The following is a 25,802-nucleotide window of genomic DNA, read 5'->3' on the forward strand; positions in this document are numbered from 1 at the left end:
GGCATAGAGGCCATGAGTACGACCCAAAGCCCCCGCAGCGACACCCGCGCGCGGATCATCGCGGTGGCGCTGGAGCTCTTCTCCGAGCAGGGGTACGAGAAGACCTCGCTGCGCGAGATCGCGGACCGGCTGGGGGTCACCAAGGCCGCCCTGTACTACCACTTCAAGACCAAGGACGACATCGTCCAGGGCATCGTGCAGACCATGGCCGCCCCGATCGACGAGACCATCGTCTGGGGCGAGCAGCAGGAGTGGAGCCCCGCGGTGCGCGACGAGCTGGTCCGCCGGTTCGCCGCCGGCATGGCCGAGCGGGCGCCGCTGCTGCGGTTCTTCCACGAGAACCAGCCCGCGCTGCGCGAGTCGGCCGCCGGGCTGGAGTTCAAGAACCGGATGGTCCGGATGATCCACCTGGTGCACGGCCCCGACGCCCCGTTCGAGGACCGGCTGCGCGCCACCATGGCGCTCTTCTCGGTGAACTCGGCCTTCTTCCTGCTCAAGCAGGACATCGGCGACCCCCAGGCCGCGGTCGGCGTGGTCGGCGAGGAGGTGCCGGAGGCGGTGGAGAGCAAGCTGGCCGCGGCGATGCGGGCCTCGCTCACCGTGGCGCTGGAGATCGCCGACCGGATCGAGCCCCGGCCGGCGGCGCAGGCCGGCGCCTGATCCTCAGAGCCCGGTGACCCCGTGCGAGCCGAGGTAGGCGACCGGGTCGATCACCGCGCCGTAGCGGTTGGCCGAGCGGATCTCGAAGTGCAGGTGGGGGCCGGTGGAGTTGCCGGTGGTGCCGGAGGCGCCGATCCGCTGGCCGCCGCCGACCCGCTGGCCGGCGTGCACCTCCAGGTGGGAGAGGTGGGCGTACTCGGCGAACCTCCCGTCGGAGAGCCGCAGCACCACCTCGTTGCCGTAGGCGCCGTCCCAGCCCGCCGAGACCACGGTGGCGTCGCCGACCGCGAGCAGCGGGGTGCCGGAGTTCACCGCGAAGTCCACGCCGGTGTGGTAGCCGGCCGCGTAGCCGCGGTCGGGCTTGCCGTAGGGGTTGCTGATCGGCGCGCCGGGGGCGGGGGCCGACCAGACCGGCCCGGCCGGGGCCGGTGGGGGTGCCGCGGCGGCCGGCTGGGCCGGCGCGGCGGGCTGCTGGGGCTGCTGGGGCGGCTCGGGGGCCGCAGCGGGCTGCGGCTGCGCGGGCCCGGGCGCGTCCGCCGGCGCCAGGTTGGCCGCCACCGCGACGGCCTTCTGCGAGGCGTACGCCCCGCCCTTCACCCGGTACGCGGTCGGCGCCGTCAGCTGCACCAGCACGCCGTCGGCGGTGTGGCCGTGCCCGGCGGTGAAGGCGGAGGCGCCCGGCGTGGTCGGCCGCACGGTCTGGGCCACGGCGCTGCCCGGCACCGCGGCCAGCACGGTGCCCAGCAGCACGGCACCCGCCGCGGTCGCGGTCAGGGCGGCCCGGCGGTTCGGGCCGCGGAAGACGGCGTAGGGGTCGCGGGACTGGCGCGGGCGGGCGTGGCGGCCATCAGGGCCGTCGATCAGGGACTTCAGCAGTGGGTGCATGCGCTGCTCGACCTCGCTGCGGGCTCGGGCCAGCGGCTGGTCGGCAGCGCTGGGCGGGTGTCCAGTCAGGTGTAACGGTCGGTGAGGAAGTAGCGAAATCCGATCAACTACTACGGCGTGTAGTGCGAGCCGCGCGCCAAGTTCAAGCCGTTGGCGGATTACTGCTGTTGTCGTACCGACCGAGGGTCCGCCCCGACCTCCTACCGCCCCTCGTACTTCGCTCACCGGCTGTGACCATCACCACCGCAGCCGGGGCGGGTCGAGACCGCGCCGTGACCTCCAAAGCTCCACCGCACGACCGTTCCCGCCGCCGCCCGCCCGGCGGACCATCAAGGGATGACCGAAGAATCGAACGTCACCCCGGAGCCGTACCACGGCCCCGACGACCGCCGCTTCGCCCTCTGGCGGGCCGCCGACCGGATCCTCTCCGGTCCGCGGCCGGTCACCCTGCACGAGCGGCTGGCCGAGCTCGGCGCCGACGCCAGGGCCTGCGTGGACCCCGCCGAGCGCCCCGACTTCTACGGCGACGGCGTGGTCGCCGCCCTGGAGCACCAGGTCGCCGACCTGCTCGGCAAGCGCGCCGCCGCCTACTTCCCGACCGGCACCATGGCCCAGCAGGTCGCGCTGCGCTGCTGGGCCCGGCAGCGCCGCTGCCCGGTGGTGGCCGGCCACCCGCTCTCCCACCTGGAGACCCACGAGCGCCGCGCCTACCGCCGGCTCACCGGCCTGGACGCCGTCTTCCCGACCACCGCGCCCCGGCTGCCCAGCGCCGCCGAGCTGCGCGCCCTGGACGAGCCCTACGGCGTGCTGCTGGTCGAGCTGCCGCTGCGCGCGGCCGGCTTCGTGCTGCCCGACTGGTCCGAGCTGGTCGAGCTGACCGCCGAGGCCCGGGCGGCCGGCGCCGCCGTGCACCTGGACGGCGCCCGGCTCTGGGAGGCGGCCGCGCACTACGGCCGCCCGCCGCGCGAGCCGGCCGCCCTCGGCGACTCGGTCTACGTCTCCTTCTACAAGGCGCTGGGCGCGCTCAGCGGCGCCGCGCTGGCCGGCCCGGCCGAGCTGATCGCCGAGGCCCGGGCCTGGCGGCACCGCTACGGCGGGCAGCTCTACCAGCAGTGGCCCGCCGCGCTCTCCGCCCGGGCCGCGCTGGTCCGCGAGCTGCCCCGGCTGCCCGGCTACCTGGCGCACGCCCGGGTGGTCGCCGAGGGGCTGCGCGCCGCCACCGCCGGCCTGCCCGGCGCCCGGGTGCACCCCGACCCGCCGCACACCCACCAGTTCCAGCTCTGGCTGCCGTACCCGCCCGGCCTGCTCACCGAGGCCGGCCTGGCGCACTGCCGCCGCACCGGCGACGGCCTCTTCGGCACCTGGTGGCCCGGCCCGGTGCCCGGGCTGGCGATGACCGAGCTGAGCGTGCTCGCCCCGGCGCTCGGCTGGACCGCCGAGCAGGTCGCCGACTCGGTCCTGGCCTTCCTGGGCGAGGTCGAGCGGCTGGCCGGTCCGCCCGCCACCGACCGTGCGCGGGTGCCTGCTTGACGGCTTGCCAGGTCATCGTCAACGCTGGTTCTCGGCCGTCGCACCGCCGGATTCCGGCCAGCTGACAGGGGGTCAGGATGAGCGAGGAGTACCCGGAGGTCGAACTCGCCGAGGCCGTCGAGGCGGTCCGCCGCCAGTTGGCGCAGGCCGCCGAGCGGGCGGCGGGCGAGCGGCTGCAGTTCGAGGTCGGCACGGTGGAGCTGGAGTTCTCGGTCGAACTGCGGCGCGAGCGGCAGGGCGGCGGCGGGGTGCGGGCCTGGGTGCTGTCGGTCGGCGCCGAGGCGAGCCAGGCCCGCACCCGGGCGCACCGGGTGACGGTCAGCCTCACCCCGGTCGACACCGCCACCGGCGCGAACCTGCTGGTCGGCAACGGCGACCTGGGCAGCCGGGACGGCTTCGCCCCGGAGCCCGGCGAGGGCGTCCATTGAGCCTGACCGCCCAGCGGATCGCGGCCGTGCGGGCGGCCGGCCAGGGCAGCGGGGTGCTGCTCACCGGCCGGCTGATCCTGACCGCCGACCACCTGCTGCCGCAGGGGCCGCCCGCGGCCGGCCCGGTGGTCGAGGCCGCCGTCCCCGGCGGCCGCGGCTGGCTGCGCTGCACCCCGGTCTGGCGCTCCGCCGGCGCCGACGCGGCGCTGCTGCAGGCCGCCGGCGATCTGGTCCGGCCCGAGCTGGCGGCCGGCTTCGAGCAGCTGCGCTGGGGCCGGATCGACGAGCTGGAGCCGGTCCCGCTCTGCCACGCGATCGGCTACCCGGCGGCCGGCCGGGAGGACGGCGGGGTGCTCCGCAGCCACCAGCTGGTCGGCACCCTGTCCCCCGCCAGCGGCCTGGGCACCGGGCGCCACGTGCTCTCCACCGCGCACCGGCCGCCCGGCCCGGTGCCCGGCGCCGAATCCCCGTGGTCGGGCATGTCCGGCGCCCCGGTGGTCTTCAACAACCTGCTGCTCGGCCTCGCCGCCGCCGACCTCGCGCCCGGCGTCTGGCACCACTCCCAGCTCGGCCTGGTCCCGGTCGCCCCGCTGCTGGACGACCCGGAGTTCACCCGGGTGCTGGGCCGGCTGCTGCGCGGCCCGGTCCGGGTCACCGGCATCTCCGCCCGGGACCGCCAGGACGCCGAGTTCGAGGAGGAGTACGCCCGCACCATCCGCAAGGAGCACGGCCGGCTGAAGATCTTCGGCCTGCCGCAGTCGCTGCGCTGGGACCTCGGCACCGCCTACCTCAGCCTCCAGGCCCTGCCGGTGACGGAGCGCCGGCCGCGCACCGACGGCACCGGCGAGCTGCTGGTGGACCGCACCGGCCGCCGCGGCCGGGTGGAGAGCCTGCTCAAGGACCGCCGCCGGGTGCTGCTGCGCGGCCAGGCCGGCTCCGGCAAGACCACCCTGCTGCAGTGGCTGGCCGTCAACGCCGTCTCCGGCACCCTGGTCGGCGAACTCGCCGAGCTCAACTACCGGGTGCCGTTCCTGCTTCGGCTGCGCAGCATGTTCCAGCTGCGCAACCTGCAGCCGCTGCCCGCCGAGTTCCTGGCCATGGACCGCAGCCCGGTGGCCGAGGCCCAGCCGGTGGGCTGGGCCGAGCGGCTCTTCGCGTCCGGCCGGGCGATCCTGCTGATCGACGGGCTGGACGAGATCCCCCAGGAGAGCCGGGACGAGGCCGGCGAGTGGCTGGCCGACCTGCTGCAGCGCCACCCGAACTGCTTCACCCTGGTCACCGTCCGCCCCACCGGCGTGCCCGCCGACTGGCTGCACCACCAGCGGTTCGAGGAGCTGATGCTCTGTCCGATGGACGACTGGGACCGCAGCCGCTTCGTCGAGCGCTGGCACCAGGCCGCGCTGGCCGCCGAGCAGGCCGCCGCCGACGACCTCACCGCCGCCGAACACGCCGCCCTGGAGACCCGGTTCCGGGAGATGACGGAGGCGCTGCGGCGAGCCCTCAAGCAGTCCCCGGAGCTCGACCAGATCACCGACAGCCCGCTGCTGTGCGCGATGATCTGCGCCCTGCACCGGGAGTGGGAGGGCGGGTTGCCGTCGCGCAAGATGGAGGTCTACGAGTCCGCCCTGGACATGCTGCTGCTCCGCCGCGACAAGCAGCGCCGGGTCGCCGTGCCGGAGAGCCGCCAGCTCGGCCGCGAGGAGCAGCTGGCGCTGCTGCAGCGGATGGCCGCCTGGCTGGTGCTCAACGGCCAGCATGAGGGCGGCCACGAGGACGCGCTGCGCCAGATCGACCAGGTGCTGCCCAGCCTGCCCGCCGCCCGCGGAACGCTCGGCGGCGAGCAGGTGCTGCGCCACCTGGTGGAGCGCACCGGGCTGCTCACCGAGACCAGCGTGGCGACCTTCGAGTTCGTCCACCGCACCTTCCAGGACTACCTGGCCGCCCGGGAGTTCATGGAGGACCGGGACTTCGGCCTGCTCGCCGAGCGGTCCGCCGACGAGCAGTGGGCGGACGTGGTGCGGATGGCGGTCGGCCACTGCTCGCACCGTGACCGGGCGCTGCTGCTGCGCCGGCTGCTGGCCGTCGCCGACGGGCAGCAGGACGAGCGGCGGGCCCGCTGGATCCGGCTGATCGCGGCCGGCTGCCTGCCGTACGCCTCGGTGCTGGACGAGGCGGTGCGCGGGGAGGTGCTGGAGCGGCTGCGGCCGATGCTGCTGCGCTACCCGCAGGAGGCCGACGCCCGGTTCGAGCCGCGCGAGTGGCAGGCGCTCTACGCCGTCGGCGAGGACCTGCTGCCGCTGCTCACCCCCGACACCGAGCTGCCGCTCTGGCTGGTCTGCCGGCTGCTGGAGCGGATCGGCGGGCCGGAGGCGCTCGGGCGGCTGGCCGCCGTCAACGCCCGGATCGCCGCCGAGCAGGGCGGCCACTCCACGCTGAGCTCCCGTCAGATACTGGCCCGCGCCTACCAGGACGCGGGCGACCTGGAGCGGGAGATCCCGGCCCTGGAGCAGCTGGTGGAGCTGCAGGAGCAGGTGAAGGGACAGGGCCACCCGGACACCTTCGAGGCCCGGCTGCGCCTGGCCGACGCCCACCTGGAGAGCGGCGCGCTGGCGGTCGCGCTGCGGCACTACGAGCAGCTGCTGGCCGACGCCGAGGCGCAGGCCGCCGCCGCCGACCTGCTGCTGATCCGCAGCCGGCTGGGCGCCGCCTACCTGGAGGCGGGCGCGCTCAGCCGGGCGCTGCCGCTGTTCGAGCTGCTGACGGCGGAGGCGGAGGCGCTGAAGGGGCTGGAGAGCCCGGAGGCGCTGGCGGCCCGGGGGCGGCTGGCGGCCGCCCAGCGGGACGCGGGCGACCTGGCGAAGGCGCTGACGGCCTTCGAGTGGCTGCTGGTGGACGCCGAACGGGCGCTGGGGGAGGACCACCCGGACACCCTGGTGATCCGCACCGACGCGGCCGCCGCGCAGACCGAGGCCGGCGACCTGGCCCGGGCGATCCCGGCGCTGGAGCAGGTGCAGAGCGACGCCGTGCGGGCGCTCGGCGAGCACTACCCGACCACCCTGACGGCGGCGCTGCGGCTCGCCCTGGCCCACCTCCAGGCGGGCGACAGCTACCGGGCGGTGCCGATCCTGGAGGGGGTGGACCAGGCCCGCACCCGGGTGCTCGGCGAGGACCACCCGGCCACCTTCGCCGCCCGCCGCCACCTCGCGGTCGGCTACCTGGTGCAGGGCGACCACACCCAGGCCCTCGGGCTGCTGGAGACCACCCTGGAGCGCGCCCACCGGGTGCTCGGCGACCGCCACCCCGAACCGCTCTCGCTGCGCCACGAACTCGGCGTCGCCCAGCGCCGGATCGGCGAGCCGGCCGCGGCGGTGGCACTGCTCAACGACGTCCTCAGCGACCGCTGGGTCCTGCTCGGCGAGCACCACCCGGACACCCTGCGCACCCGCCACCAGCTCGCGATGGCCCACTGGGCGGCCGGCGACCCGCACCAGGCCGCCGCCTACGCGGCCCGCACCCTGGCGCTCTGCGAGACCCACCTGAGCCCGGACCACCCCCTGACGGCGGCGGTCCGGGCGAGCCTGGTGCCGGAGCGGCGGCCGCCGAGGCAGCGCGGTCCACAGGGTGTGGACAACTCCGGGCGGCCGGGCGGTCCGGTCAGTTGAGCTGGGACCAGCGCCAGACGCCGCCGACCCGCACGTAGAGCCGGTTGCCGGCGGTGTCCACGGCCATCGTGCCGTCCAGCGGCGGATGGGTGAAGGAGGCGTCGCTGACCGGCCCCGCGACCAGCCGCAGCGGCGGATTGCCCTGGTTGGCGGTGGGCAGCGTGCCGGTGGCCTGGGCGCCCTTGGTGCCGTAGCAGCCGTCCACCCGGAAGTCGCCGGTGCTGGAGGACTCGTAGTAGACGTGGGTGCCGGTCGGCGCGGCGCCGTACTGGCCGACCACGTTGCGCAGCACCGCGGTGGAGCCCGGCCCCGAGTAGAGGTCCACGCCGGCGTTGACGGTGGCCGCGTTGCCGTTGGCGATCAGCACGTTCTCCAGCGCGCTGAAGCTCGGCGACCAGACGATGATGTTCTGCGCCTTGGCGTAGCCCTGGGCGAAGCCGCCGGCGAAGCAGTAGATGTCGGTGGCGTAGACGGCCCGGCAGGAGGCGTCCGCCTTCAGGTGCGGGCCGCCCTGCATGTTCGAGGTCTCGAACTTGCAGTCCGTCAGGTAGATCCCGTTGGGGTTGTTGGTGCCGGCCGTGCCCTGGGTGATCCAGAGCGCGCCGGTGCCGAAGTTCTCCAGCCGGCAGCCGGTGAAGTGGATCTGGTTCACGTTGTCCTGGCTGTAGCCCCAGGTGCCGGGGGTGGCCGAGGAGGTGTTGCGCAGCCAGATGTTGGGCTGGCTGGTGCTGTCCGGGGTCCCGGTGCAGGACTCGATGACCAGGTTGTAGAACCGCGAGTCCCAGAACTCGACCGCGTCGATGGCCAGGTCGTTGTTGCTGGTCAGGTAGAGGTCGCGGAAGTAGGAGTTGTCGTTGTAGTACAGCTCCAGCAGCAGGCCGGTGCGGCCCGCGCCGTTGAACCCCAGGTTCTCCACCGAGCAGTAGCGCAGGTGCTTGGCGCCGCTCGGGTCGGCCTGGCCGGAGAGCCGCAGCAGGATGCCGTTGCCGCCCTTGACCAGCGTCGAGGCCTTGCTGCCCGCGCCGGCCAGCCGCACCCCGTTGCCGGTGACGGTCAGTGCGGCGCCGCTGCTGCCCGGGACGACCAGGTAGCTGCCGGCCGGGAAGTAGACCGTGCCGCCGGCGGCCTGCGCGGCGTTGATGGCGCTCTGCACGGCGGCGGTGTCGTCGTGGCTGCCGTCGCCGTACGCGCCGTAGTCCTTGACGCTGTACCAGTCCAGGGACTGGGTGGCCGCCGCCGCGCCGGTCGCCCCGCTGCCGAGCACGGCGGCTCCGGTCAGGCCCGCGACGGCTCCGGCGAGCAGCGCCCGGCGCCCGGAGCGACCCTCTCCCGCTGTCGTCATGACATCCCCCTCATCGATGATCGTTCGCTGTCGTGCCGGGCCAAGATCGCAACCGGGCGGCGCCCCGTCAAGCGGGTTCCGGGCGCGCAGCACGCGCGGAAGGCCTCCGCGTGGTCCGCCGCACGGGCTCCCGTGGGGGCCGCCAGGCCGACCCATGACAGCCAGGCCCTCGCTCCCTCCGGAACATTGAAGATCAACTCAAGGATCTTAAGTTTGGTGCGTTGACTCTTCAAAAATCTCAATGTACAAATGAGTCATGAGCACGGAGCCACGTGCACAGAGGAGGCGACAGTGGACTGGCAGGAACTGACGGACCTGACCCAAGGGCGGCCGTTCGTGGTCGAGCGGGTCCGGCTCGCGGAGAGCGGGGTGGCGATCGAGGGGCAGTTCGAGCCTCCGCAGCTGGCCCAACTCGGGGTCGACGACCAGGTGTTCGTGGCCGCGTTCGTCCGCTCGCACGGCTCGATCAAGGAGATGGAGCGGATCTTCGGGGTCAGCTACCCGACGATCAAGTCCCGGCTGAAGCGGATCGCCGACCAGCTCGACTTCGTCGACACCGACCCGGCGCCGACCGGCACCGCCGAGGTGATCGACCGCCTGCGGCGCGGCGAGATCAGCGCCGAGGAGGCCCTGACCGAGCTCGGGGGAGCCTGATGCTCCCGCAACTGGTCACGGTGGGCTGGCGCCGCGCCGACGGCCGCCGCCGGCGGCTGTTCGTCCCGGTGGTCCCGGTCGCGCTGGTGCTCTCGCCACTGCTGCTGCTCGCCGCGCTCGGCGGGGTGATCGCCTGCCTGATCTTCAGGATCAGCTCGCTCGGCGCACTGGCCGGCCTCTGGCGGGTGGTCCGGGCGCTGCCCGGCAGCCGGCTCGAGCTGGACGACGGCCACCTGGCCTTCCAGATAAGCATTCGATGACTTCCACGATCCAGAGGGGTAGACCGACATGAACGAGCAGCGCCGCCAGGTCCTGCAGATGCTCTCCGAAGGCAAGATCACCGCGGACGAGGCCGAGCGGCTGCTCGGCGCCCTCGAGCGCGACCTGCCGGAGCCCGTGCCGACGGCCGGCGGCCCGGTCCGCACGACCAAGGGCCGCCCCAAGTACCTGCGGGTGCTGGTGGACTCCTCGGACGGCACCGGCGGCGACGGGACGACCCGGATCAACATCCGCATCCCGCTCCAACTGCTGCGCGCCGGCGTCCGGCTGGCCAGCCTGCTCCCGCCGCCGGCGCTCGCCAAGGTCAACGAGGGGCTGACCAAGTCCGGTGTCCCGATCGACCTCACCGAGCTCAAGCCGCAGCACCTCGAGGACCTGATCGAGCACCTGGACGACGTCACGGTGGACATCGACGACGCCGAGGCCAAGGTGCAGGTCTTCTGCGAGTGAGGCCGCCGCGGCGCCGCACGCCCCCGGGCCTGCGGCGCCGGCCCGCCCGCGACCGCAGCCCCCCTTGTCAGCGCACACTCCCGACGGGAATCCACATGCCTTCTTTTGTCATGCCCACATCCAACAGTGTCCAGCCGGTCGCCGTCTCCGCCGTCGGCCTGCGCAAGTCCTACGGCGACAAGACCGTGCTCGACGGCATCGACCTGCGCATCCCGGCCGGCTCGGTCTTCGCCCTGCTCGGCCCGAACGGCGCCGGCAAGACCACCGCCGTGCAGATCCTCTCCACCCTGCAGCCCGCCGACGGCGGACAGGCCCAGGTCGCCGGCCACGACATCGCCAAGGCGCCCGACGGGGTGCGCGCCGCGATCGGCGTGACCGGCCAGTTCTCCGCCGTCGACCCGCTGATCACCGGTCAGGAGAACATGCGCCTGATGGCCGACCTGCACCACCTCCCCCGGGGCGCGGGCCGCCGGGTGACGGCCGGGCTGCTGGAGCGGTTCGACCTGGTGGAGGCGGCGAAGAAGCCGGTCTCCACCTACTCCGGCGGCATGAAGCGCCGGCTCGACATCGCGATGACCCTGGTCGGCGCCCCGCGGATCATCTTCCTCGACGAGCCCACCACCGGCCTGGACCCGCGCTCCCGGCACACCATGTGGCAGCTCATCCGCGAGCTGGTCGCCGACGGCGTCACCGTCTTCCTCACCACCCAGTACCTGGACGAGGCCGACGAGCTCGCCGACCGGATCGCCGTGCTGCACCGCGGGAAGATCGCCGCGGAGGGCACCGCCGAGGAGCTGAAGCGGATGGTCCCCGGCGGCCACGTCCGGCTCCGCTTCACCCACCCCGACGCCTACCAGCGCGCCGCCACCACCCTGCGCGGGGCGACCCGCGACGAGGAGTCCCTGTCGCTGCGCGTCGCCAGCGGCGGCAGCCAGCGCGAACTGCGCGCCATCCTCGACCGGCTCGACGAGGCAGGCCTGGAGGCGGACGAGCTGAGCGTCCACACCCCCGACCTCGACGATGTCTTCTTCGCCCTCACCAGCACCGGCACCCCCGACGACCAGGCCCAGGAGGCCACCCGATGAGCACCCTGACCCTCGCCGCCCGCGACTGCTCCACCATGCTGCGGCGCAACCTGCTGCACGCCCGGCGCTACCCCTCGATGACGCTGAACCTGCTGCTCACCCCGGTGATGATGCTGCTGCTCTTCGTCTACATCTTCGGCAACGCGATGAGCGCGGGCCTGGGCGGCGGCGGTGGCCGCGCCGCCTACGTCGACTACCTGGTGCCCGGCCTGCTGGTGATGACCATCGGCAGCACGGTGATCGGCGCCGCGGTCTCCGTCTCGATGGACATGACCCAGGGCCTGGTCTCCCGTTTCCGCACCATGCCGATCTACCGCGGCTCGCTGCTGGTCGGCCACGTCCTCGGCACCGTGCTCCAAGTGCTCGCCAGCGTGGTCGTGGTCGGCGGCATCGCCCTGGCCATCGGCTTCCGCACCCACGGCGCCACCGCGCTGGACTGGCTCGGCGGCCTCGGCCTGCTCGCCCTCTTCGCCCTCGCCCTCACCTGGATCGCGGTCGGCATGGGCCTGGCCAGCCCGACCCCCGAGGCGGCCAGCAACATGGCGATGCCGCTGATCATCCTGCCGCTGATCTCCAGCGCCTTCATCCCGGCCCACACCATGCCCGGCTGGTTCCAGCCGATCGCCGAGTACCAGCCCTTCACCCCCACCATCGAAACCCTGCGCGGCCTGCTCCTCGGCAGCCACATCGGCAACAACGGCTGGATCGCCCTCGCCTGGTGCCTCGCCCTGACCGCCCTCGGCTACCGCTGGTCGATGGCCCAGTTCAAGCGGGCGCCCAAGTAGCCCGCCCGGATGCGGCCCGGGAAGTCCGCACCCCCGGGAGGCCCGGCGCCCAGGCGCCGGGCCTCCCGTCCGTGCCCGACGGTACGTCAGTAAAGCTGTGCCACAGAGTCGTTGGCCCTCTTCGATCTCGACGACACGCTGGTCGGCCGTTCCCGTCGTGACCAACGGCATGACGGACGGGCCTTCCATATAGGCGACGGAAATCTCGTCCGCAAAGGCCATGAGCTTCACCTGACCCTCCTGGAGCGAGTGCGCGCCGACGGAGAAGGGCACCACGTGAAGCAGGAGGAGGGACTTCTCGACCAAGTCCACGAGGCGGTCGAGTTGCTCGGACATCACCTCGCGGCTGCCGACGATCCGGTGGAGTAGCGACTCGTCAATGATGGTCCACAGCCGAGGTTTTGTTGTCAGGTCGGGAGAGGCGTAGATCTCGGCGCGGGCCGTCCGAATGGCGACGAGAAGGTCGGCTTCAGCATTGGGGAGCAGTGGTTGCGCGGCTCGAACGATCGCTCTGGTATAGCGCGGTGTCTGGAACAGTCCCGGAATGAGTTGACCGCCGTAGCTCAGGATCAGTGAAGTCCGCTTCTCCAGCTCCGCACAGCCCGCCGGTCTCCAGCGCGATGTCGAGCAGTTTCGCCAACTCCGGCTGCGGCTTGCGGGCCGCCGTCTCGATCTGCCCGATGTACGACCCGGTGCAGAACACCATGGCCCCCAATTCCTGCCGAGTCAGCCCCTTCGTCTCCCGACGGAACTTCAACTCGTCCCCGAAGAATCCCCAACCGAACTTCATCCCAGCCGACTTGCCCGGCTTGATCGTCTTCTCGGCCACCGACGTCGGCGCCGACCTCCCCGGCCGCCGCGAACCGCTGGCTCCCGAGGCGGTCTCCGGTCGCGGTCTGGTGATCGTCCAGGCGTTCTCCATCCGCTGGGGCTCCCGCCGGCGCGGCGACGGCGGCATAACAAGGCTGCGGCCCCCGGTTCCCTTTCGGGAACCGGGGGCCGCAGCCTTTACGCCGTAAAACCCTACTTCGTCAGGTCCGGACCCGGAGCCGCCACCGCAGCCGGAGTGTCGGCGACAGCCGCCTTCTCCTCGCCGCGGAAGGTGAACTTCGCTTCCTTGCCCTCGCCCTCGACGCCCACGACCACGATGTGGCCGGCCCGCAGCTCGCCGAAGAGGATCTTCTCCGAGAGGTGGTCCTCGATGTCGCGCTGGATGGTGCGGCGCAGCGGACGGGCACCCAGGATCGGGTCGTAGCCACGCTTGGCCAGCAGCTTCTTGGCCTCGACGCTGAGCTCCAGGCCCATGTCGCGGTCCTTGAGGCGGGAATCCACCTTGTCGACCATCAGGTCGACGATCTGGATGATGTCCTCCTCCGACAGCTGGTGGAACACCACGATGTCGTCGACACGGTTCAGGAACTCGGGGCGGAAGTGCTGCTTCAGCTCCTCGCCGACCTTGGCCTTCATCCGCTCGTACCCGCTCTGGGTGTCACCCGTGGCCGCGAAGCCCAGGTTGAAGCCCTTCGAGATGTCCCGGGTGCCGAGGTTGGTGGTCATGATGATGACCGTGTTCTTGAAGTCCACGACCCGGCCCTGGGAGTCGGTCAGGCGACCGTCCTCCAGGATCTGCAGCAGCGAGTTGAAGATGTCCGGGTGGGCCTTCTCGACCTCGTCGAACAGCACCACCGAGAACGGCTTGCGGCGCACCTTCTCGGTGAGCTGGCCGCCCTCCTCGTAGCCCACGTAGCCGGGCGGGGAGCCGAACAGCCGGGAGACGGTGTGCTTCTCGCTGAACTCCGACATGTCGAGGGAGATCAGCGCGTCCTCGTCGCCGAACAGGAACTCGGCCAGCGTCTTCGACAGCTCGGTCTTACCGACACCGGACGGGCCGGCGAAGATGAACGAGCCACCGGGGCGCTTCGGGTCCTTGAGGCCCGCACGGGTGCGGCGGATCGCCTGGGAGAGCGCCTTGATGGCGTCCTTCTGGCCGATGACGCGCTTGTGCAGCTCGTCCTCCATGCGCAGCAGGCGGGAGGACTCCTCCTCGGTCAGCTTGAAGACCGGGATGCCGGTGGCGGTGGCCAGGACCTCGGCGATGAGCTCCTCGTCCACCTCCGCGACGACGTCCATGTCGCCGGCCTTCCACTCCTTCTCGCGCTTCGCCTTGGCGTTCAGGAGCTGCTTCTCGTCGTCACGCAGCGAGGCGGCCTTCTCGAAGTCCTGCGCGTCGATCGCGCTCTCCTTCTCCCGGCGCACCGCGGCGATCTTCTCGTCGAACTCGCGCAGGTCCGGCGGCGCGGTCATCCGGCGGATGCGCATCCGGGAGCCGGCCTCGTCGATCAGGTCGATCGCCTTGTCCGGCAGGAAGCGGTCCGAGATGTACCGGTCGGCCAGCGTCGCGGCGGCGACCAGGGCGGCGTCGGTGATCGACACCCGGTGGTGGGCCTCGTACCGGTCGCGCAGACCCTTGAGGATCTCGATGGTGTGCGGCAGCGACGGCTCGGCGACCTGGATCGGCTGGAAGCGGCGCTCCAGCGCGGCGTCCTTCTCCAGGTGCTTGCGGTACTCGTCGAGGGTGGTGGCACCGATGGTCTGCAGCTCGCCGCGGGCCAGCATCGGCTTCAGGATGCTGGCGGCGTCGATCGCGCCCTCCGCGGCGCCCGCGCCGACCAGGGTGTGCAGCTCGTCGATGAACAGGATGATGTCGCCGCGGGTGCGGATCTCCTTGAGCACCTTCTTCAGGCGCTCCTCGAAGTCACCGCGGTAGCGGGAGCCGGCGACCAGCGCGCCCAGGTCGAGGGTGTAGAGCTGCTTGTCCTTCAGCGTCTCCGGGACCTCGCCCTTGACGATGGCCTGGGCCAGGCCCTCGACCACGGCGGTCTTGCCGACGCCGGGCTCACCGATCAGCACCGGGTTGTTCTTGGTGCGGCGGGAGAGCACCTGCATGACCCGCTCGATTTCCTTCTCCCGGCCGATCACCGGGTCGAGCTTGGTCTCCCGGGCGGCCTGGGTCAGGTTGCGGCCGAACTGGTCCAGCACGAGCGACGTGGAAGGAGTGCCCTCGGCGGGGCCGCCGGCCGTGGCCGACTCCTTGCCGCCGCCCTGGTAGCCGGAGAGCAGCTGGATCACCTGCTGGCGCACCCGGTTCAGGTCGGCGCCCAGCTTCACCAGGACCTGGGCGGCGACGCCCTCGCCCTCGCGGATCAGGCCGAGCAGGATGTGCTCGGTGCCGATGTAGTTGTGGCCGAGCTGGAGGGCCTCGCGGAGCGACAGCTCCAGGACCTTCTTCGCCCGGGGGGTGAACGGGATGTGGCCGGACGGGGCCTGCTGCCCCTGGCCGATGATCTCCTCGACCTGCTGGCGGACCGCCTCAAGAGAGATCCCGAGGCTCTCCAGGGCCTTAGCGGCGACACCCTCGCCCTCGTGGATCAGGCCCAGGAGGATGTGCTCGGTGCCGATGTAGTTGTGGTTGAGCATCCGGGCTTCTTCCTGAGCCAGGACGACAACCCGCCGCGCGCGGTCGGTGAACCTCTCGAACATCGTTAATCGCTCCTCAGAGCGGTCGGGCAGTTCGGGGACTGTCCCCGCCCTGTCCTTCCGCATGCTAGTCCCGCTCAGCGGCGCGGCCCACGTAGTTCCCCGTGCGGTGTGCACGGGATATCTGGCTGCGCGACCAGCCGACACCCTTCCCAACCTGGTGTTGGGAGACGGTGTTCCCACCAGTGCGGCCGATGCACGCGATCCCGCTACGCCAATGGCGAACACGGTCCGGGCCGGGGCCCGGCGATCCGCACTGCGTACCGTCCCACCTGCATTCATACCGGAAATTCCGGCTGTTCTCGTGCAGTTTCCCCGGTGGTGTTGTTCGCCCGGCGAGAAGTCCGCCCGGCCGGGCCCCGGGTGACGGGGGTTCAGTGCGGGGCGGGTCGGACCGGGGCGGCCGTGGTGGGCCTCCGGGCCTCGCGGTGGGGCCGAACGGGGTGGTCCGGCGTGACCGCGCCGTCGCTCCAGCGTTGCACAGTCCGTGCGCGTTCACCCAGCCCCGACCCCGCTCCCGCCGCCGCCCGCCGACGGCGCGCGGTGCCCCGGGCATGGCCACGGGGCGCGGAGGGAGACCCTCCGCACCCCGTCGTGGCCGCCGGCCGGCCCGGCCGCCGGCGCTGTCGCACCGGTGGCTCAGGAGGCGGCGTTGGCCGCCTCGTAGGCCTCGCGCACATTGCTCGGGACCCGGCCGCGGTCGTTCACGTTGTAGCCGTTGTCCTTGGCCCAGGTGCGGATCTTCGCCGTGTCCGCGCTGCCGGCGGCCGGGCGGGCCGCCGTGCGGCCGCCGGTGCGGCGGGCGCTGGTGAGCCGGCCGCTCTGCTTGCGGCCCTTTTCGACGTACGGAGCCAGCAGGTTGCGCAGCTTCTCCGCGTTGCCGGACTTCAGGTCGATCTCGTAGGCAACGCCGTCGAGGGCGAACGTCACCGTCTCGTCCGCCGAACCGCCATCGAGATCGTCTTCAAGAATGACCTGCACCCTCTGTGCCACGGGAGTCCCTTTCCGCTTAACGATCCAATGCCTGAGGAAAGGAAACCGCCTTTTCTCGGAAAACACAAACCCCGGACTGTTCGACCGAGTCCGCGATGCGCTGCACGGCAAGTCCGCGCGCCCGGTTCAGAGGTGCAGCAGCATGCGCGAGTTGCCCAGGGTGTTGGGCTTCACCCGCTCCAGGTCCAGGAACTCCGCCACTCCTTCGTCGTAGGAGCGAAGGAGTTCTTCATACACTTCCGTAGCGATGACGGCGGGGTCTGTCGTACCATCATCGGTTTCCCCGATCTCGATGAAGCCGTGTTTCGCGAAGAACGCCACCTCGAACGTCAGGCAGAAAATCCGACGTACGCCCAGCCAGCGCGCGGTCTGCAGCAGCTTCTCCAACAGGACGTGCCCGATCCCGTGGCCGCGGCAGACCCGATCCACCGCCAGGGTGCGGACCTCGGCGAGATCTTCCCACATCACGTGCAGCGCACCGCACGCGACCACGCTGCCGTCGTCATCGCGTTCCGCCACCCAGAACTCCTGGATGGATTCGAACAGTGTGACGGTCGGCTTGTCGAGCAGAATGCCGTCCTGCGAGTAGGCGTCGATGAGCCGCCGAACGGCCCGTACATCACTGGTCCGCGCCCGGCGGATGGTGACCTCCATGGCGGGACGTTATCGCGTCGGCGGCGCCCCCTCGGGACCGGCCACCCGCAGGGCGTCCGCCAGCGCCTCGCGCTGCGGCGCGGACATCATGCCGAAGAAGTGCACCAAGGCGGCGGCGGGATTGTCACTGGTCGCCCACGCTTCGTGCATCAGCGCGGCCGTGTACGCCTCGCGGGTGGCCACCGGCGCATATCGATAGGCCCGGCCGTCGCGTTCCCGGCGCACCCAGCCCTTTCGATAGAGCTTGTCCAGCACGGTCATCACCGTGGTGTAGGCGATATCCCGATCGGCGCGCAGATCGAGCAGGACCTCGCGAACCGTGACCGGGCGGTTCCACTCCCAGACCCTGGTCATCACGGCGTTCTCCAGTTCGCCCAGCGGCCGGACCATATGACCACTTTAGAGACGTTTGTCAGGTGAATGGCGGAGAACGCGGCCGGGCCGCCCTCCCGGAGGGGGGAGAGCGGCCCGGCCGGGCCCGGGAAGGCCCGGTAAAACGTTCAACTGCCGCTTACTTCGCGGATTCGGCCTGCGCGGCGGCGGCCAGCGCGTCGGCGGCGACGTCCTCCTTGGCCTTCTGGGCGCCGCCCTGGCTGCGGATGATGGCCCGCACCAGGAACCCGAACCCGATCGCCATCACCAGCGGCGGCACGATCGCACTCACGTACTGCATCGGATCACTCCTCCTCGGAGTCGGACTTGACGGCGGCGCTCTTCGCCTCCGGCTTCACCAGCGGGAAGAGCACCGTCTCGCGGATGTTCTTGCCGGTGAGCAGCATGATCAGGCGGTCGACCCCGAGGCCGAGCCCGCCGGTGGGCGGCATCGCGTACTCCAGCGCGCGCAGGAAGTCCTCGTCCACCTGCATCGCCTCGACGTCGCCGCCGGCCGCCAGCAGCGACTGGGCGGTCAGCCGGGCCCGCTGCTCGACCGGGTCGATCAGCTCGGAGTAGGCGGTGCCGATCTCGGTGCCGAAGATCACCAGGTCCCACTTCTCCGCCACGCCCGGGATCGAGCGGTGCTGGCGGGTCAGCGGGGAGACCTCGGTCGGGTAGTCCTTGAGGAACGTCGGCCGGATCGCGTTCTCCTCGAGCAGCCGCTCGATCATCTCCAGCACGATCTGGCCGTGGCCCCACTCCTTCTCGTAGGGCACGCCGGCCGCGTCGCAGAGCTTGCGCAGCTCCTCGACGGAGGTCTGCGGGGTCACCTCGGTGCCGATCCGGGCCGAGATGCCGGGGTAGACGCTGATCTCCTCCCAGGGCTCGGCGAGGTCGATCTCGTGCTCCACCCCGTGCGGGTCGGTGCCGCGGACCACGGTGGTGCCCAGCGCGTCCCGGGCGGCGTTGACGACGATCGCCCGGATCAGCTCGGCCTGGGTGTCGTAGTCGCCGTAGGCCTCGTAGGACTCCAGCGCGGTGAACTCCGGGTTGTGGGTCGCGTCGGCGCCCTCGTTGCGGAAGTTCCGGTTGATCTCGAACACCTTCTCGGCCCCGCCGACCACCAGGCGCTTGAGGTAGAGCTCGGTGGCGATCCGCAGGTAGAGGTCGATGTCGTAGGCGTTGATGTGGGTGACGAACGGGCGGGCGTTGGCGCCGCCGTGGATCGGCTGCAGCATCGGGGTCTCGACCTCGAGGTAGCCGCGCTCCTCGTAGGTGTTGCGGATCGAGCGGACCACCTTGGAGCGCAGCTGCAGCATCTCGCGCGCCTCGGGGTTGACGATCAGGTCCACGTACCGCTGGCGGACCCGGGCCTCCGGGTCGGTCAGGCCCTTGTGCTTGTCCGGCAGCGGACGCAGGCACTTGGCGGTCAGCGCCCAGCTGTCCACCAGCACGCTCAGCTCACCGCGCTTGGAGGTGATCACCTCGCCCTCGACGCCCACCTGGTCGCCCAGGTCGATGTCGCTCTTCCAGGCGGCCAGCCGCTCCTCGCCCAGCTTGTCCAGCGAGAGCATCACCTGGAGGTCGCCCGAGCCGTCCCGCAGGGTCGCGAAGCAGAGCTTGCCGCCGGTCCGGGCCAGCACCACCCGGCCGGTCACGCCGGCCCGCTCACCGGTCGCGGTGTCCGGCTCCAGGCCGGTGTGCTTCGCGCGCAGGTCGGCGATGGTGGTGGTGCGGGGAAAGCCGACCGGGTACGGATCGATGCCGGCGGCGCGCAGGCGGTCGAGCTTCTCGCGCCGCACGCGCATCTGCTCGGGAAGGTCATCGGTCGCGGGTGCAGTGCTCTGATCGCTCACCTCACCAGGGTAGCGAGCGGACGGGACTGCCCCGCCACCGGATATCGCCTCGGTGGCGGGGCAGTCAAGGGGTGCGGCCGATGTGCTGCCGGGCTCAGCCCTGCTCGGCCGAGCGCCGCTTGCGCGAGGCCCAGAACACGGCACCCGCACCGAGCAGCAGCACACCGCCGCCGATCGCGGCGATCGGGCCGGCGCTGGAGCCGCCGCCGGTGAAGGCGAGCGCCTTGCCGGAGTTGCCGTCCGCGGCGTCCGCGGCCTTGGTGGAGTCCTCCCGCGGGGCGGAGGCGGTGGCGACCGGGGAGGTGGCGGCGGCCGGAGCGGCGGTGCTGGGCGCGGCGGACGGCGCGGTGCTGGGCGTGGGGGTGGCGGAGGCGGGCTTGGCGCCGAGGGCGACGGTCAGCCGGTCGTTCGCCTGGTTCGGGTCGAAGGACGGGTCGTACGCCGAGGTCAGGGTGGCCGGCTGGTTCGGGTTGTGGAAGAAGACCTGGGCGTCGCGGACCTTCGACGGGTCGTCGATGGTCAGCTTGAGGTTGTAGGTCTGCTGCGCGCCGACCGGCTGCCAGCCGTCGGCCTCGCACTCGTAGACACTCCGGCCGGCGTCCGAGATCTTCTGGTCGAGGCAGCCGTCGCCGGAGGCGGCGACCTTGACCCCGTCCGGCAGGACCACCTGGACGTCGATGAACTCGCCGTGCAGCCAGGCGGCCGCGGGGCCGTCGTTGCGCAGGCCGACGGTCAGGGTGCCGGTGGTCCCGTCGCCGGCGGGGGTCCAGCTGCCGAGCGCGACGAAGTCGGCGGTGTTGTCCACGTTGACGTCGACCTGGGTGTTGCCGGTGCGGGCCAGGTCGGCCACCGGGGTGCCGGCGGGCGTGCCCTCCGGCTTGCCCAGGGTCAGCCGGGGACCGCTGCCGGGGGTGAGACCGGTGTAGTGCTTCAACAGGTTCTGGAGGTCGAGGCTGTCGCGGGACGGGAAGACGTTGACCCCGACGAACTCGCTCAGCGCGGAGGCCGCGGTGGTCAGGCCGACCGGGTCGAGGTGGGCGGTGGCGCCCGGCTCGATCCCGCTGTCGATGGTGCAGACGGCGACCTGCGGGGCGACCGCGTTCCGGCCGGAGAGGTCGTTGGTGGTGCCGTACTCGCAGTTCGAGTAGCGCTGGTTGAACTGCAGGCCGACGCTGGGGCTCAGCGCCACCACGGTCCGCTGGGTGGCCAGCGAGCCGTTGTTGCTGATGCTGAAGGCCTCCTGCACCGTGCTGCCGGGCTTTGCCTGCTGGTCGCTGCCGGTCACCTGTAGCTTGCTGCCGCCGACCACCAGGGTGCTGTCGAAGGCGAGCGAGGAGCCGGTCGCGTCGGTGGCCGTCAGATGCAGCGGGGCCGAGGCGCCGAGCGCCGCGCCGGGGGCGGCCTTGAACGGGATGGTGCGCAGCGAGGCGCCGTTCGGAGTGGCCTGCTCGGTGCAGGTGAGCTGGCTGCCCTGGACCGAGCAGCCGGTCTGCGGGGTGCCGTAGACCGCGACGCCGGCCAGCGAGGACAGGTCGGCGGTGATGGTGATCTGGGTGATCGAGCCGTTCGCCGTCTCGCCGACGAAGGCGTCGAGGTCGGTCGAGCTGCCGTCGGCGGGCAGCGCCAGCACGGGCGTGGCCGAGACGGTGACGGTGGTGCCGGTCGCCTGGGCCGGCAGGGCGGTCGCGCCCCCGGTCAGCAGGGCGGCGATGGTGGCGGCGCCGAGTGCGGCGGCGCGGCGTGACGGAGCGGAAAGCACGGTCCCCCCAGGTTTCTCATAAGAATCGGGGGGACTCTAGAGGCTTCCGTGAACGCGTTCAACGCGCCCATCATCTTATCGACAAATAGGGATGATCAGCCCGTCCCGGTGGCCAGCTCCCGCTCCTCCGGCTCGGTCTCCTCCGCCTCCGGGTGCTCGGCCTCCGGGTGCTGCGGCGGGCGCGGGCGGCGGGCGAAGAGTTCGGCCGGGGTGGGGATCTTGGCGGGCGGGGTGGCCGGGTGGCGGGGGGTGCTGGTCATGGGGGTCGGTCCTTCCGAGCGGTCGGGGCTGGGGACGGCCGTCAGATGGCGGGGTGGCGGGGTGGCGGAGCGGGCCAGGCGTTCCCGGACGGCGGCCTCGGCCAAGGCGTGGCAGCGGCCGGCCAGCCGGGAGCGGCGGTGGCGTTCGGCCGGGCCGCAGGGCTGGCGGGTGAGGGCGCGCAGGGCGGAGAGGTCGTCGGGCTCCGGTAGGTAGCCGTCGGTGACGGCCTCCTCCAGGCGTTCCAGGTAGCCGGTGGCGCTGCCCGGCAGGGCGGCCCGGTAGCGGACCAGCTCGGCCAGCAGGAAGCCGCGCAGTCGGCCGCCTTCCAGGACCGCCTCGTCGATCGACTCGGCCAGCCTCAGCGCCTCCTGGACGTCCTCCGCCCAGAGGAGGGCCAGGTCGGCGCCGAGCGGTAGCCGGGCGGGGAGGGTGGGGTGGAGGGCCTGGGCGAGGGCACGGCGCAGCACGCGCACTTCGTCGGCGCTGAACGCCATACCGCCGCGGGACCCGTGTGGCGTAGGCATGAGTTGACACTACGTGAGGAATATCCGATTTGTCGGAAGCCTCGCGCAGTGTCAACCGCGGTTGCGCCGCTCGGGGGGTGCCGACCGGGGCGTCAGGCCGTCGGCTTGTTCCGTTCGTAGACCAGCCGCAGCCCGATCAGGGTGAGCCACGGCTCGTGCACGTCGATGGAGTCCGCCTCGCCCAGCACCAGCGGCGCCAGCCCGCCGGTGGCGATCACCTGGACGTCCTCGGGGTCGCTCGGCGAGAGCTCCTTGGCCATCCGGCCGACCAGCCCGTCCACCTGCCCGGCGAAGCCGTAGAGCACCCCGGACTGCATGCCCTCCACGGTGTTCTTGCCGATCACGTTGCGCGGCCTGGCCAGCTCGATCTTGCGCAGCTGGGCGCCGCGCACCCCCAGCGCCTCCACCGAGATCTCGATCCCGGGGGCGATCGCCCCGCCCACGTAGTCGCCGCGCTCGTTGATCGCGTCGAAGGTGGTGGCGGTGCCGAAGTCGACCACGATGCACGGCCCCCCGTACAGGTGGTTGGCGGCCAGCGCGTTGACGATCCGGTCCGCGCCGACCTCCTTCGGGTTGTCCATCAGCACGTGCACCCCGGTCTTCACGCCGGGCGCCACGAGCACCGCGGGGACGTCGCCGTAGTAGCGGCGGGTCACCTCGCGGAGCTCGTGCAGCACGGCCGGGACGGAGGAGCAGATCGCCAGCCCGTCCACCTGCTGGGCGTGCGGCCCCATCAGCCCGTTCATCAGCACCGCCAGTTCGTCGGCGGTGCGGCGCGGGTCGGTGGAGATCCGCCAGTGCTCGACGACCTCCCCGCCGTCGAACAGGCCGAGCGTGGTCTGGGTGTTGCCGACGTCGATGGTCAGGAGCATGGGACCGCTTTCTCCAGGTATGTCCAACGGGAGGATGTCTCCAGAGGGTGGCGCGGGATCAGGGACGCAGGTCCAGGCCGATGTCCAGGATCGGCGCGGAGTGGGTCAGGGCGCCCACGGCCAGGAAGTCGACGCCGGTCTCGGCCACCTCGCGGGCGTTGGCCAGGGTCAGCCCGCCGGAGGCCTCCAGCTTGGCCCGGCCGGCCACCAGGGCGACCGCGGCGGCCAGCTGCTCCACCGTGAAGTTGTCCAGCAGGATCAGGTCCGCCCCGGCCTCCAGCACCGGCGGGATCTGCTCCAGGGTGTCCACCTCGACCTCCACCGGCAGCTCCGGGTAGGCGGCCCGGACTGCCCGGAAGGCCTCGGCCACGCCGCCCGCGGCGACCACGTGGTTGTCCTTGATCAGCGCCGCGTCGCTCAGCGCCATCCGGTGGTTGGCGCCGCCGCCGCAGCGCACCGCGTACTTCTGCAGCGCGCGCAGGCCCGGGTGGGTCTTGCGGGTGTCCCGGACCACCGCGCCGGTGCCCTCCAGCGCGTCCGCCCAGGCGGCGGTGGCGGTGGCGATGCCGGAGAGGTGGCAGAGCAGGTTGAGCGCGCTGCGCTCGGCGGTCAGCAGGTCGCGGGTGCGGCTGCGCACCGAGAGCAGCACCGTGCCGGCCTCGACCCGGTCGCCGTCCTCCACGTGGCGCTCGACCTCGAACTCCTCCTCGCAGATCAGCGAGACCACGGCCTCGGCGATCCGCAGGCCGGCCACCACACCGGCCTCCCGGGCGGTGAAGTCGGCGGTGGCCACCGCGTCGGCCGGCACGGTCGCCACCGAGGTGACGTCCTCGCCGCCGGCCAGGTCCTCGGCCAGCGCCAGGGTGGCGATGTCCTCGACCTCGACCGGGTCCAGGCCGGCCTCCTCCAGCAGCTCGGCCAGCGCCGGGTCCAGTCCGGTCTCGTAGTCCTCGCCGTTGCCGTCGCCGCAGGCGCAGCCGTCGCCGCAGCCTGCGGCCTCGGCCAGTGGAAGCTCGTCGTGGGTGTGGGTCATGTCCTCAGTGCTCCTCGGTGACGTGCAGGCCGTCCGCGTCCAGGGTGGTGATCAGGTGACGCCGCCAGTGGGCATCGTCGCGCTCGGGGAAGTCCTCGCGCCAGTGGCAGCCTCGGGTCTCGGTCCGCCGGGCGGCGGCGGCGACCAGCGCGGTGGCGACCAGCAGCAGGTTGGCCGCCTCCCAGGTCTCCACCCGGGGGTCGGCCGGCTTCTGCTCGGCGGCGTCGGCGCGGGCGGTCGCGGCCAGCTCGTCCAGGCCGGCCCGCGCGGCGGCCATCGACTCGGCGGAGCGCAGCACCCCGGCGCCCCTCGACATCAGGTGCTGCACCGCGGCCCGGGCCTCCGGGGCGGGCAGCGGCACGGTGGCCCGGTCCCGGGCCCCCGCCACGTCCACCGCGCGCTCCGGCAGCTCGCCGGCCGCGTGCCGGGCGGCCAGGTCGGCGGCGATCCGCTCGGCGAAGACCAGGCCCTCCAGCAGCGAGTTGGAGGCCAGCCGGTTGGCGCCGTGCACCCCGGTGCAGGCCGCCTCGCCGCAGGCGTACAGCCCCGGCACCGAGGTGCGGCCGTGCAGGTCGGTGCGGACCCCGCCGGAGGCGAAGTGCGCGGCCGGGGCGATCGGGATCGGCTCGGTCACCGGGTCGATGCCGTGCGAGCGGCAGGAGGCGAGGATGGTCGGGAACCGCTCGGCCCACATCTCGGCGCCGAAGTGCCGCCCGTCCAGGTACATGTGCTCGGCGTCCTGCTGCTGCATCCGCCGGATGATCGCCTTGGCGACGATGTCGCGCGGCGCCAGCTCGGCCAGCTCGTGCTGCCCGACCATGAACCGCACGCCGTCGGCGTCCACCAGGTGGGCGCCCTCGCCGCGGACCGCCTCGGAGATCAGCGGCTGCTGGCCCTCGGCCTCCGGGCCGAGCCAGAGCACGGTGGGGTGGAACTGGACGAACTCCAGGTCGGCCGCCTCGGCGCCGGCCCGCAGCGCCAGCGCCACGCCGTCGCCGGTGGAGACCGGCGGGTTGGTGGTGGCCGAGAAGACCTGGCCCATGCCGCCGGTGGCCAGCACCACGGCACGGGCCCGGATCGCGCCGACCCCGTCCCGCTGGCCCTCGCCCATCACGTGCAGGGTCAGGCCGGCCGCGTGGCCCTCGGCGTCGGTCAGCAGGTCCAGCACCAGGGCGTGCTCGACCACCTCCAGCTCGGGGTCGGCGCGCACCGCGGCGACCAGGGCGCGCGATATCTCGGCGCCGGTGGCGTCGCCGCCCGCGTGCACGATCCGGTTGCGGTGATGGCCGCCCTCCCGGGTCAGCAGCACCTCGCCGTCCCGGTCGCTGTCGAAGAGCGCGCCGGCGGCGATCAGCCGGCGCACCGCGCCCGGGCCCTCGGTGACCAGGACGCGCACCGCGTCCTCGTCGCAGACGCCCGCCCCGGCCACCAGGGTGTCGGCCAGGTGCTGCTCGGGGGTGTCGCCCTCGCCCAGGGCGGCGGCGACGCCGCCCTGGGCCCAGCGGGTGGAGCCGTCGTCGAGCATCGCCTTGGTGACCACCGTCACCCGCAGCCCGGCCTGACGGGCGTTCAGCGCGGCGGTCAGCCCGGCCACGCCGGAGCCGACCACGACCACGTCGGTGGTGGCGGTCCAGCCGGGGGCGGGGGCTGCGAGTCGGTGGGTCACGGCAGAGCTCCTAGCGGGTGTGCACGGCGTCGCCGCGCAGGGTGTCCGTGCCCGGCAGCGCCTCGGCGGCGTCCGACCCGGTCCCGGTGATCTTGTTCTCGGCGTCCACGAAGACCACCTTGGGCTGGTAGGCCTTGGCCTCGGCGGTGTCCATCTGGCCGTAGGCGATCAGGATGACCAGGTCGCCGGGGTGCACCAGGCGGGCGGCGGCGCCGTTGATGCCTATCACACCGGTGCCGCGCGGCCCGGCGATGGTGTAGGTCTCCAGCCGGGCACCGTTGTTGATGTCGACGATGTGGACCAGCTCGCCGGCCAGGATGTCGGCGGCGTCCAGCAGGTCCTCGTCGATGGTGACGGAGCCGACGTAGTGCAGGTCGGCCTGGGTCACCGTGGCGCGGTGGATCTTGGACTTGAACATGGTGCGGAGCATGGGTCACGCCTCCTGGGAGAGGACCCGGGCCTCCCGGCCCGGGTGAGAGTGCATGCCTGACTGGTTAACGGACCTGACCGTT

At 72.5% G+C, this 25,802-nt stretch carries 24 protein-coding genes and 1 pseudogene; 9 read left to right on the plus strand and 16 right to left on the minus strand.

What is annotated here, in order from left to right:
* The first annotated feature begins 12 nt into the window (after positions 1 to 12).
* Complete coding sequence (locus tag ACFYNO_RS27080; protein ID WP_388017763.1) at positions 13 to 660, plus strand: TetR family transcriptional regulator; 648 nt, start codon at positions 13 to 15, stop codon at positions 658 to 660.
* Positions 661 to 663: 3 nt separating this feature from the next.
* On the opposite strand, the gene ACFYNO_RS27085 is transcribed toward ACFYNO_RS27080, so the two are convergent.
* On the minus strand, positions 664 to 1,545 hold the full coding sequence (locus tag ACFYNO_RS27085) for a M23 family metallopeptidase (protein WP_388017766.1): 882 nt from the start codon (positions 1,543 to 1,545) through the stop codon (positions 664 to 666).
* Between the two features lie 336 nt (positions 1,546 to 1,881).
* Here ACFYNO_RS27085 and ACFYNO_RS27090 point away from each other — a divergent pair, with 336 nt between their 5' ends.
* The 3 genes from ACFYNO_RS27090 to ACFYNO_RS27100 all read left to right on the plus strand — a co-directional run bounded on the left by ACFYNO_RS27090 (position 1,882) and on the right by ACFYNO_RS27100 (position 7,165).
* On the plus strand, positions 1,882 to 3,075 hold the full coding sequence (locus tag ACFYNO_RS27090) for a threonine aldolase family protein (RefSeq protein ID WP_388017769.1): 1,194 nt from the start codon (positions 1,882 to 1,884) through the stop codon (positions 3,073 to 3,075).
* Positions 3,076 to 3,152: 77 nt separating this feature from the next.
* On the plus strand, positions 3,153 to 3,503 hold the full coding sequence (locus ACFYNO_RS27095; protein ID WP_388017772.1) for a trypco2 family protein: 351 nt from the start codon (positions 3,153 to 3,155) through the stop codon (positions 3,501 to 3,503).
* Positions 3,500 to 7,165, plus strand: a complete 3,666-nt coding sequence (locus ACFYNO_RS27100; RefSeq protein WP_388017775.1) for a tetratricopeptide repeat protein — start codon at positions 3,500 to 3,502, stop codon at positions 7,163 to 7,165. Before ACFYNO_RS27095 ends, ACFYNO_RS27100 begins: the two co-directional genes overlap by 4 nt.
* Here the strand turns inward: ACFYNO_RS27100 and ACFYNO_RS27105 are convergent.
* Positions 7,158 to 8,507 (minus strand): glycosyl hydrolase family 28-related protein, encoded by a 1,350-nt coding sequence (locus ACFYNO_RS27105; protein WP_388017778.1) that lies wholly within the window; start codon positions 8,505 to 8,507, stop codon positions 7,158 to 7,160. The genes ACFYNO_RS27100 and ACFYNO_RS27105 overlap by 8 nt on opposite strands.
* A 291-nt stretch (positions 8,508 to 8,798) precedes the next feature.
* Here ACFYNO_RS27105 and ACFYNO_RS27110 point away from each other — a divergent pair, with 291 nt between their 5' ends.
* From ACFYNO_RS27110 to ACFYNO_RS27130, 5 genes are all read left to right on the plus strand, one after another.
* Positions 8,799 to 9,161 (plus strand): DUF2089 domain-containing protein, encoded by a 363-nt coding sequence (locus tag ACFYNO_RS27110; protein WP_388017781.1) that lies wholly within the window; start codon positions 8,799 to 8,801, stop codon positions 9,159 to 9,161.
* On the plus strand, positions 9,161 to 9,421 hold the full coding sequence (locus tag ACFYNO_RS27115) for a hypothetical protein (RefSeq protein ID WP_388017784.1): 261 nt from the start codon (positions 9,161 to 9,163) through the stop codon (positions 9,419 to 9,421). The genes ACFYNO_RS27110 and ACFYNO_RS27115 overlap by 1 nt, the downstream gene beginning before the upstream one ends.
* A gap of 28 nt (positions 9,422 to 9,449) precedes the next feature.
* Entirely contained in the window at positions 9,450 to 9,890 is a 441-nt protein-coding gene (locus ACFYNO_RS27120) for a hypothetical protein (protein ID WP_388017787.1), read from the plus strand.
* 110 nt (positions 9,891 to 10,000) lie between these two features.
* Complete coding sequence (locus tag ACFYNO_RS27125) at positions 10,001 to 10,975, plus strand: ATP-binding cassette domain-containing protein (RefSeq protein ID WP_388017790.1); 975 nt, start codon at positions 10,001 to 10,003, stop codon at positions 10,973 to 10,975.
* The gene (locus ACFYNO_RS27130; protein ID WP_388017793.1) at positions 10,972 to 11,760 is read left to right on the plus strand and encodes an ABC transporter permease; all 789 of its coding nucleotides are present in this window, start codon (positions 10,972 to 10,974) and stop codon (positions 11,758 to 11,760) included. The genes ACFYNO_RS27125 and ACFYNO_RS27130 overlap by 4 nt, the downstream gene beginning before the upstream one ends.
* A 231-nt stretch (positions 11,761 to 11,991) precedes the next feature.
* On the opposite strand, the pseudogene ACFYNO_RS27135 reads toward ACFYNO_RS27130, so the two are convergent.
* The 14 genes and pseudogenes from ACFYNO_RS27135 to panD form a co-directional block, all read right to left on the minus strand.
* A pseudogene (locus ACFYNO_RS27135) lies at positions 11,992 to 12,333 on the minus strand (DUF5753 domain-containing protein); the annotation flags it as partial.
* On the minus strand, positions 12,230 to 12,589 hold the full coding sequence (locus ACFYNO_RS27140; protein ID WP_388017796.1) for a multiprotein-bridging factor 1 family protein: 360 nt from the start codon (positions 12,587 to 12,589) through the stop codon (positions 12,230 to 12,232). The gene ACFYNO_RS27140 and the pseudogene ACFYNO_RS27135, both read right to left, overlap by 104 nt.
* A 194-nt stretch (positions 12,590 to 12,783) precedes the next feature.
* Entirely contained in the window at positions 12,784 to 15,300 is a 2,517-nt protein-coding gene (locus ACFYNO_RS27145; protein WP_388017799.1) for an ATP-dependent Clp protease ATP-binding subunit, read from the minus strand.
* 636 nt (positions 15,301 to 15,936) lie between these two features.
* Positions 15,937 to 16,290 carry an Lsr2 family protein gene (locus ACFYNO_RS27150; RefSeq protein ID WP_388017802.1) on the minus strand — a complete coding sequence of 118 codons (354 nt, stop codon included), beginning with the start codon at positions 16,288 to 16,290 and terminating at the stop codon, positions 15,937 to 15,939.
* Positions 16,291 to 16,416: 126 nt separating this feature from the next.
* The gene (locus ACFYNO_RS27155; protein ID WP_388017805.1) at positions 16,417 to 16,944 is read right to left on the minus strand and encodes an amino-acid N-acetyltransferase; all 528 of its coding nucleotides are present in this window, start codon (positions 16,942 to 16,944) and stop codon (positions 16,417 to 16,419) included.
* A gap of 9 nt (positions 16,945 to 16,953) precedes the next feature.
* Complete coding sequence (locus tag ACFYNO_RS27160) at positions 16,954 to 17,334, minus strand: BlaI/MecI/CopY family transcriptional regulator (RefSeq protein ID WP_388017808.1); 381 nt, start codon at positions 17,332 to 17,334, stop codon at positions 16,954 to 16,956.
* Positions 17,335 to 17,455: 121 nt separating this feature from the next.
* Positions 17,456 to 17,617, minus strand: a complete 162-nt coding sequence (locus ACFYNO_RS27165) for a hypothetical protein (protein ID WP_388017811.1) — start codon at positions 17,615 to 17,617, stop codon at positions 17,456 to 17,458.
* Between the two features lie 4 nt (positions 17,618 to 17,621).
* Positions 17,622 to 19,175 (minus strand): bifunctional lysylphosphatidylglycerol synthetase/lysine--tRNA ligase LysX, encoded by a 1,554-nt coding sequence (gene lysX / locus ACFYNO_RS27170; protein WP_388017814.1) that lies wholly within the window; start codon positions 19,173 to 19,175, stop codon positions 17,622 to 17,624.
* A 94-nt stretch (positions 19,176 to 19,269) separates the two neighbouring features.
* A complete protein-coding gene (locus ACFYNO_RS27175; RefSeq protein ID WP_388017817.1) occupies positions 19,270 to 20,934 on the minus strand; it encodes a hypothetical protein in 1,665 nt (554 codons plus the stop codon).
* Positions 20,935 to 21,029: 95 nt separating this feature from the next.
* Complete coding sequence (locus tag ACFYNO_RS27180) at positions 21,030 to 21,719, minus strand: hypothetical protein (protein WP_388017820.1); 690 nt, start codon at positions 21,717 to 21,719, stop codon at positions 21,030 to 21,032.
* 92 nt (positions 21,720 to 21,811) lie between these two features.
* A complete protein-coding gene (locus ACFYNO_RS27185; protein ID WP_388017823.1) occupies positions 21,812 to 22,591 on the minus strand; it encodes a type III pantothenate kinase in 780 nt (259 codons plus the stop codon).
* A gap of 58 nt (positions 22,592 to 22,649) precedes the next feature.
* Complete coding sequence (gene nadC, locus ACFYNO_RS27190) at positions 22,650 to 23,624, minus strand: carboxylating nicotinate-nucleotide diphosphorylase (protein WP_388017826.1); 975 nt, start codon at positions 23,622 to 23,624, stop codon at positions 22,650 to 22,652.
* 4 nt (positions 23,625 to 23,628) lie between these two features.
* Positions 23,629 to 25,290 carry an L-aspartate oxidase gene (locus tag ACFYNO_RS27195; protein ID WP_388017828.1) on the minus strand — a complete coding sequence of 554 codons (1,662 nt, stop codon included), beginning with the start codon at positions 25,288 to 25,290 and terminating at the stop codon, positions 23,629 to 23,631.
* Between the two features lie 10 nt (positions 25,291 to 25,300).
* A complete protein-coding gene (gene panD, locus ACFYNO_RS27200) occupies positions 25,301 to 25,720 on the minus strand; it encodes an aspartate 1-decarboxylase (protein ID WP_388017831.1) in 420 nt (139 codons plus the stop codon).
* Positions 25,721 to 25,802: the final 82 nt, after the last annotated feature.

It is taken from the genome of Kitasatospora sp. NPDC006697 (assembly GCF_042869935.1).
Lineage (GTDB): Bacteria > Actinomycetota > Actinomycetes > Streptomycetales > Streptomycetaceae > Kitasatospora.

Coding starts and splice junctions, on each gene's coding strand:
- ACFYNO_RS27080 (WP_388017763.1), top strand. CDS start 13: ATGAGTACGACCCAAAGCCCCCGCAGCGACACCCGCGCGCGGATCATC.
- ACFYNO_RS27085 (WP_388017766.1), bottom strand. CDS start 1,545: ATGCACCCACTGCTGAAGTCCCTGATCGACGGCCCTGATGGCCGCCAC.
- ACFYNO_RS27090 (WP_388017769.1), top strand. CDS start 1,882: ATGACCGAAGAATCGAACGTCACCCCGGAGCCGTACCACGGCCCCGAC.
- ACFYNO_RS27095 (WP_388017772.1), top strand. CDS start 3,153: ATGAGCGAGGAGTACCCGGAGGTCGAACTCGCCGAGGCCGTCGAGGCG.
- ACFYNO_RS27105 (WP_388017778.1), bottom strand. CDS start 8,507: ATGACGACAGCGGGAGAGGGTCGCTCCGGGCGCCGGGCGCTGCTCGCC.
- ACFYNO_RS27115 (WP_388017784.1), top strand. CDS start 9,161: ATGCTCCCGCAACTGGTCACGGTGGGCTGGCGCCGCGCCGACGGCCGC.
- ACFYNO_RS27120 (WP_388017787.1), top strand. CDS start 9,450: ATGAACGAGCAGCGCCGCCAGGTCCTGCAGATGCTCTCCGAAGGCAAG.
- ACFYNO_RS27125 (WP_388017790.1), top strand. CDS start 10,001: ATGCCCACATCCAACAGTGTCCAGCCGGTCGCCGTCTCCGCCGTCGGC.
- ACFYNO_RS27130 (WP_388017793.1), top strand. CDS start 10,972: ATGAGCACCCTGACCCTCGCCGCCCGCGACTGCTCCACCATGCTGCGG.
- ACFYNO_RS27145 (WP_388017799.1), bottom strand. CDS start 15,300: ATGTTCGAGAGGTTCACCGACCGCGCGCGGCGGGTTGTCGTCCTGGCT.
- ACFYNO_RS27155 (WP_388017805.1), bottom strand. CDS start 16,944: ATGGAGGTCACCATCCGCCGGGCGCGGACCAGTGATGTACGGGCCGTT.
- ACFYNO_RS27160 (WP_388017808.1), bottom strand. CDS start 17,334: ATGGTCCGGCCGCTGGGCGAACTGGAGAACGCCGTGATGACCAGGGTC.
- ACFYNO_RS27165 (WP_388017811.1), bottom strand. CDS start 17,617: ATGCAGTACGTGAGTGCGATCGTGCCGCCGCTGGTGATGGCGATCGGG.
- ACFYNO_RS27180 (WP_388017820.1), bottom strand. CDS start 21,719: ATGCCTACGCCACACGGGTCCCGCGGCGGTATGGCGTTCAGCGCCGAC.
- ACFYNO_RS27185 (WP_388017823.1), bottom strand. CDS start 22,591: ATGCTCCTGACCATCGACGTCGGCAACACCCAGACCACGCTCGGCCTG.
- nadC (WP_388017826.1), bottom strand. CDS start 23,624: ATGACCCACACCCACGACGAGCTTCCACTGGCCGAGGCCGCAGGCTGC.
- panD (WP_388017831.1), bottom strand. CDS start 25,720: ATGCTCCGCACCATGTTCAAGTCCAAGATCCACCGCGCCACGGTGACC.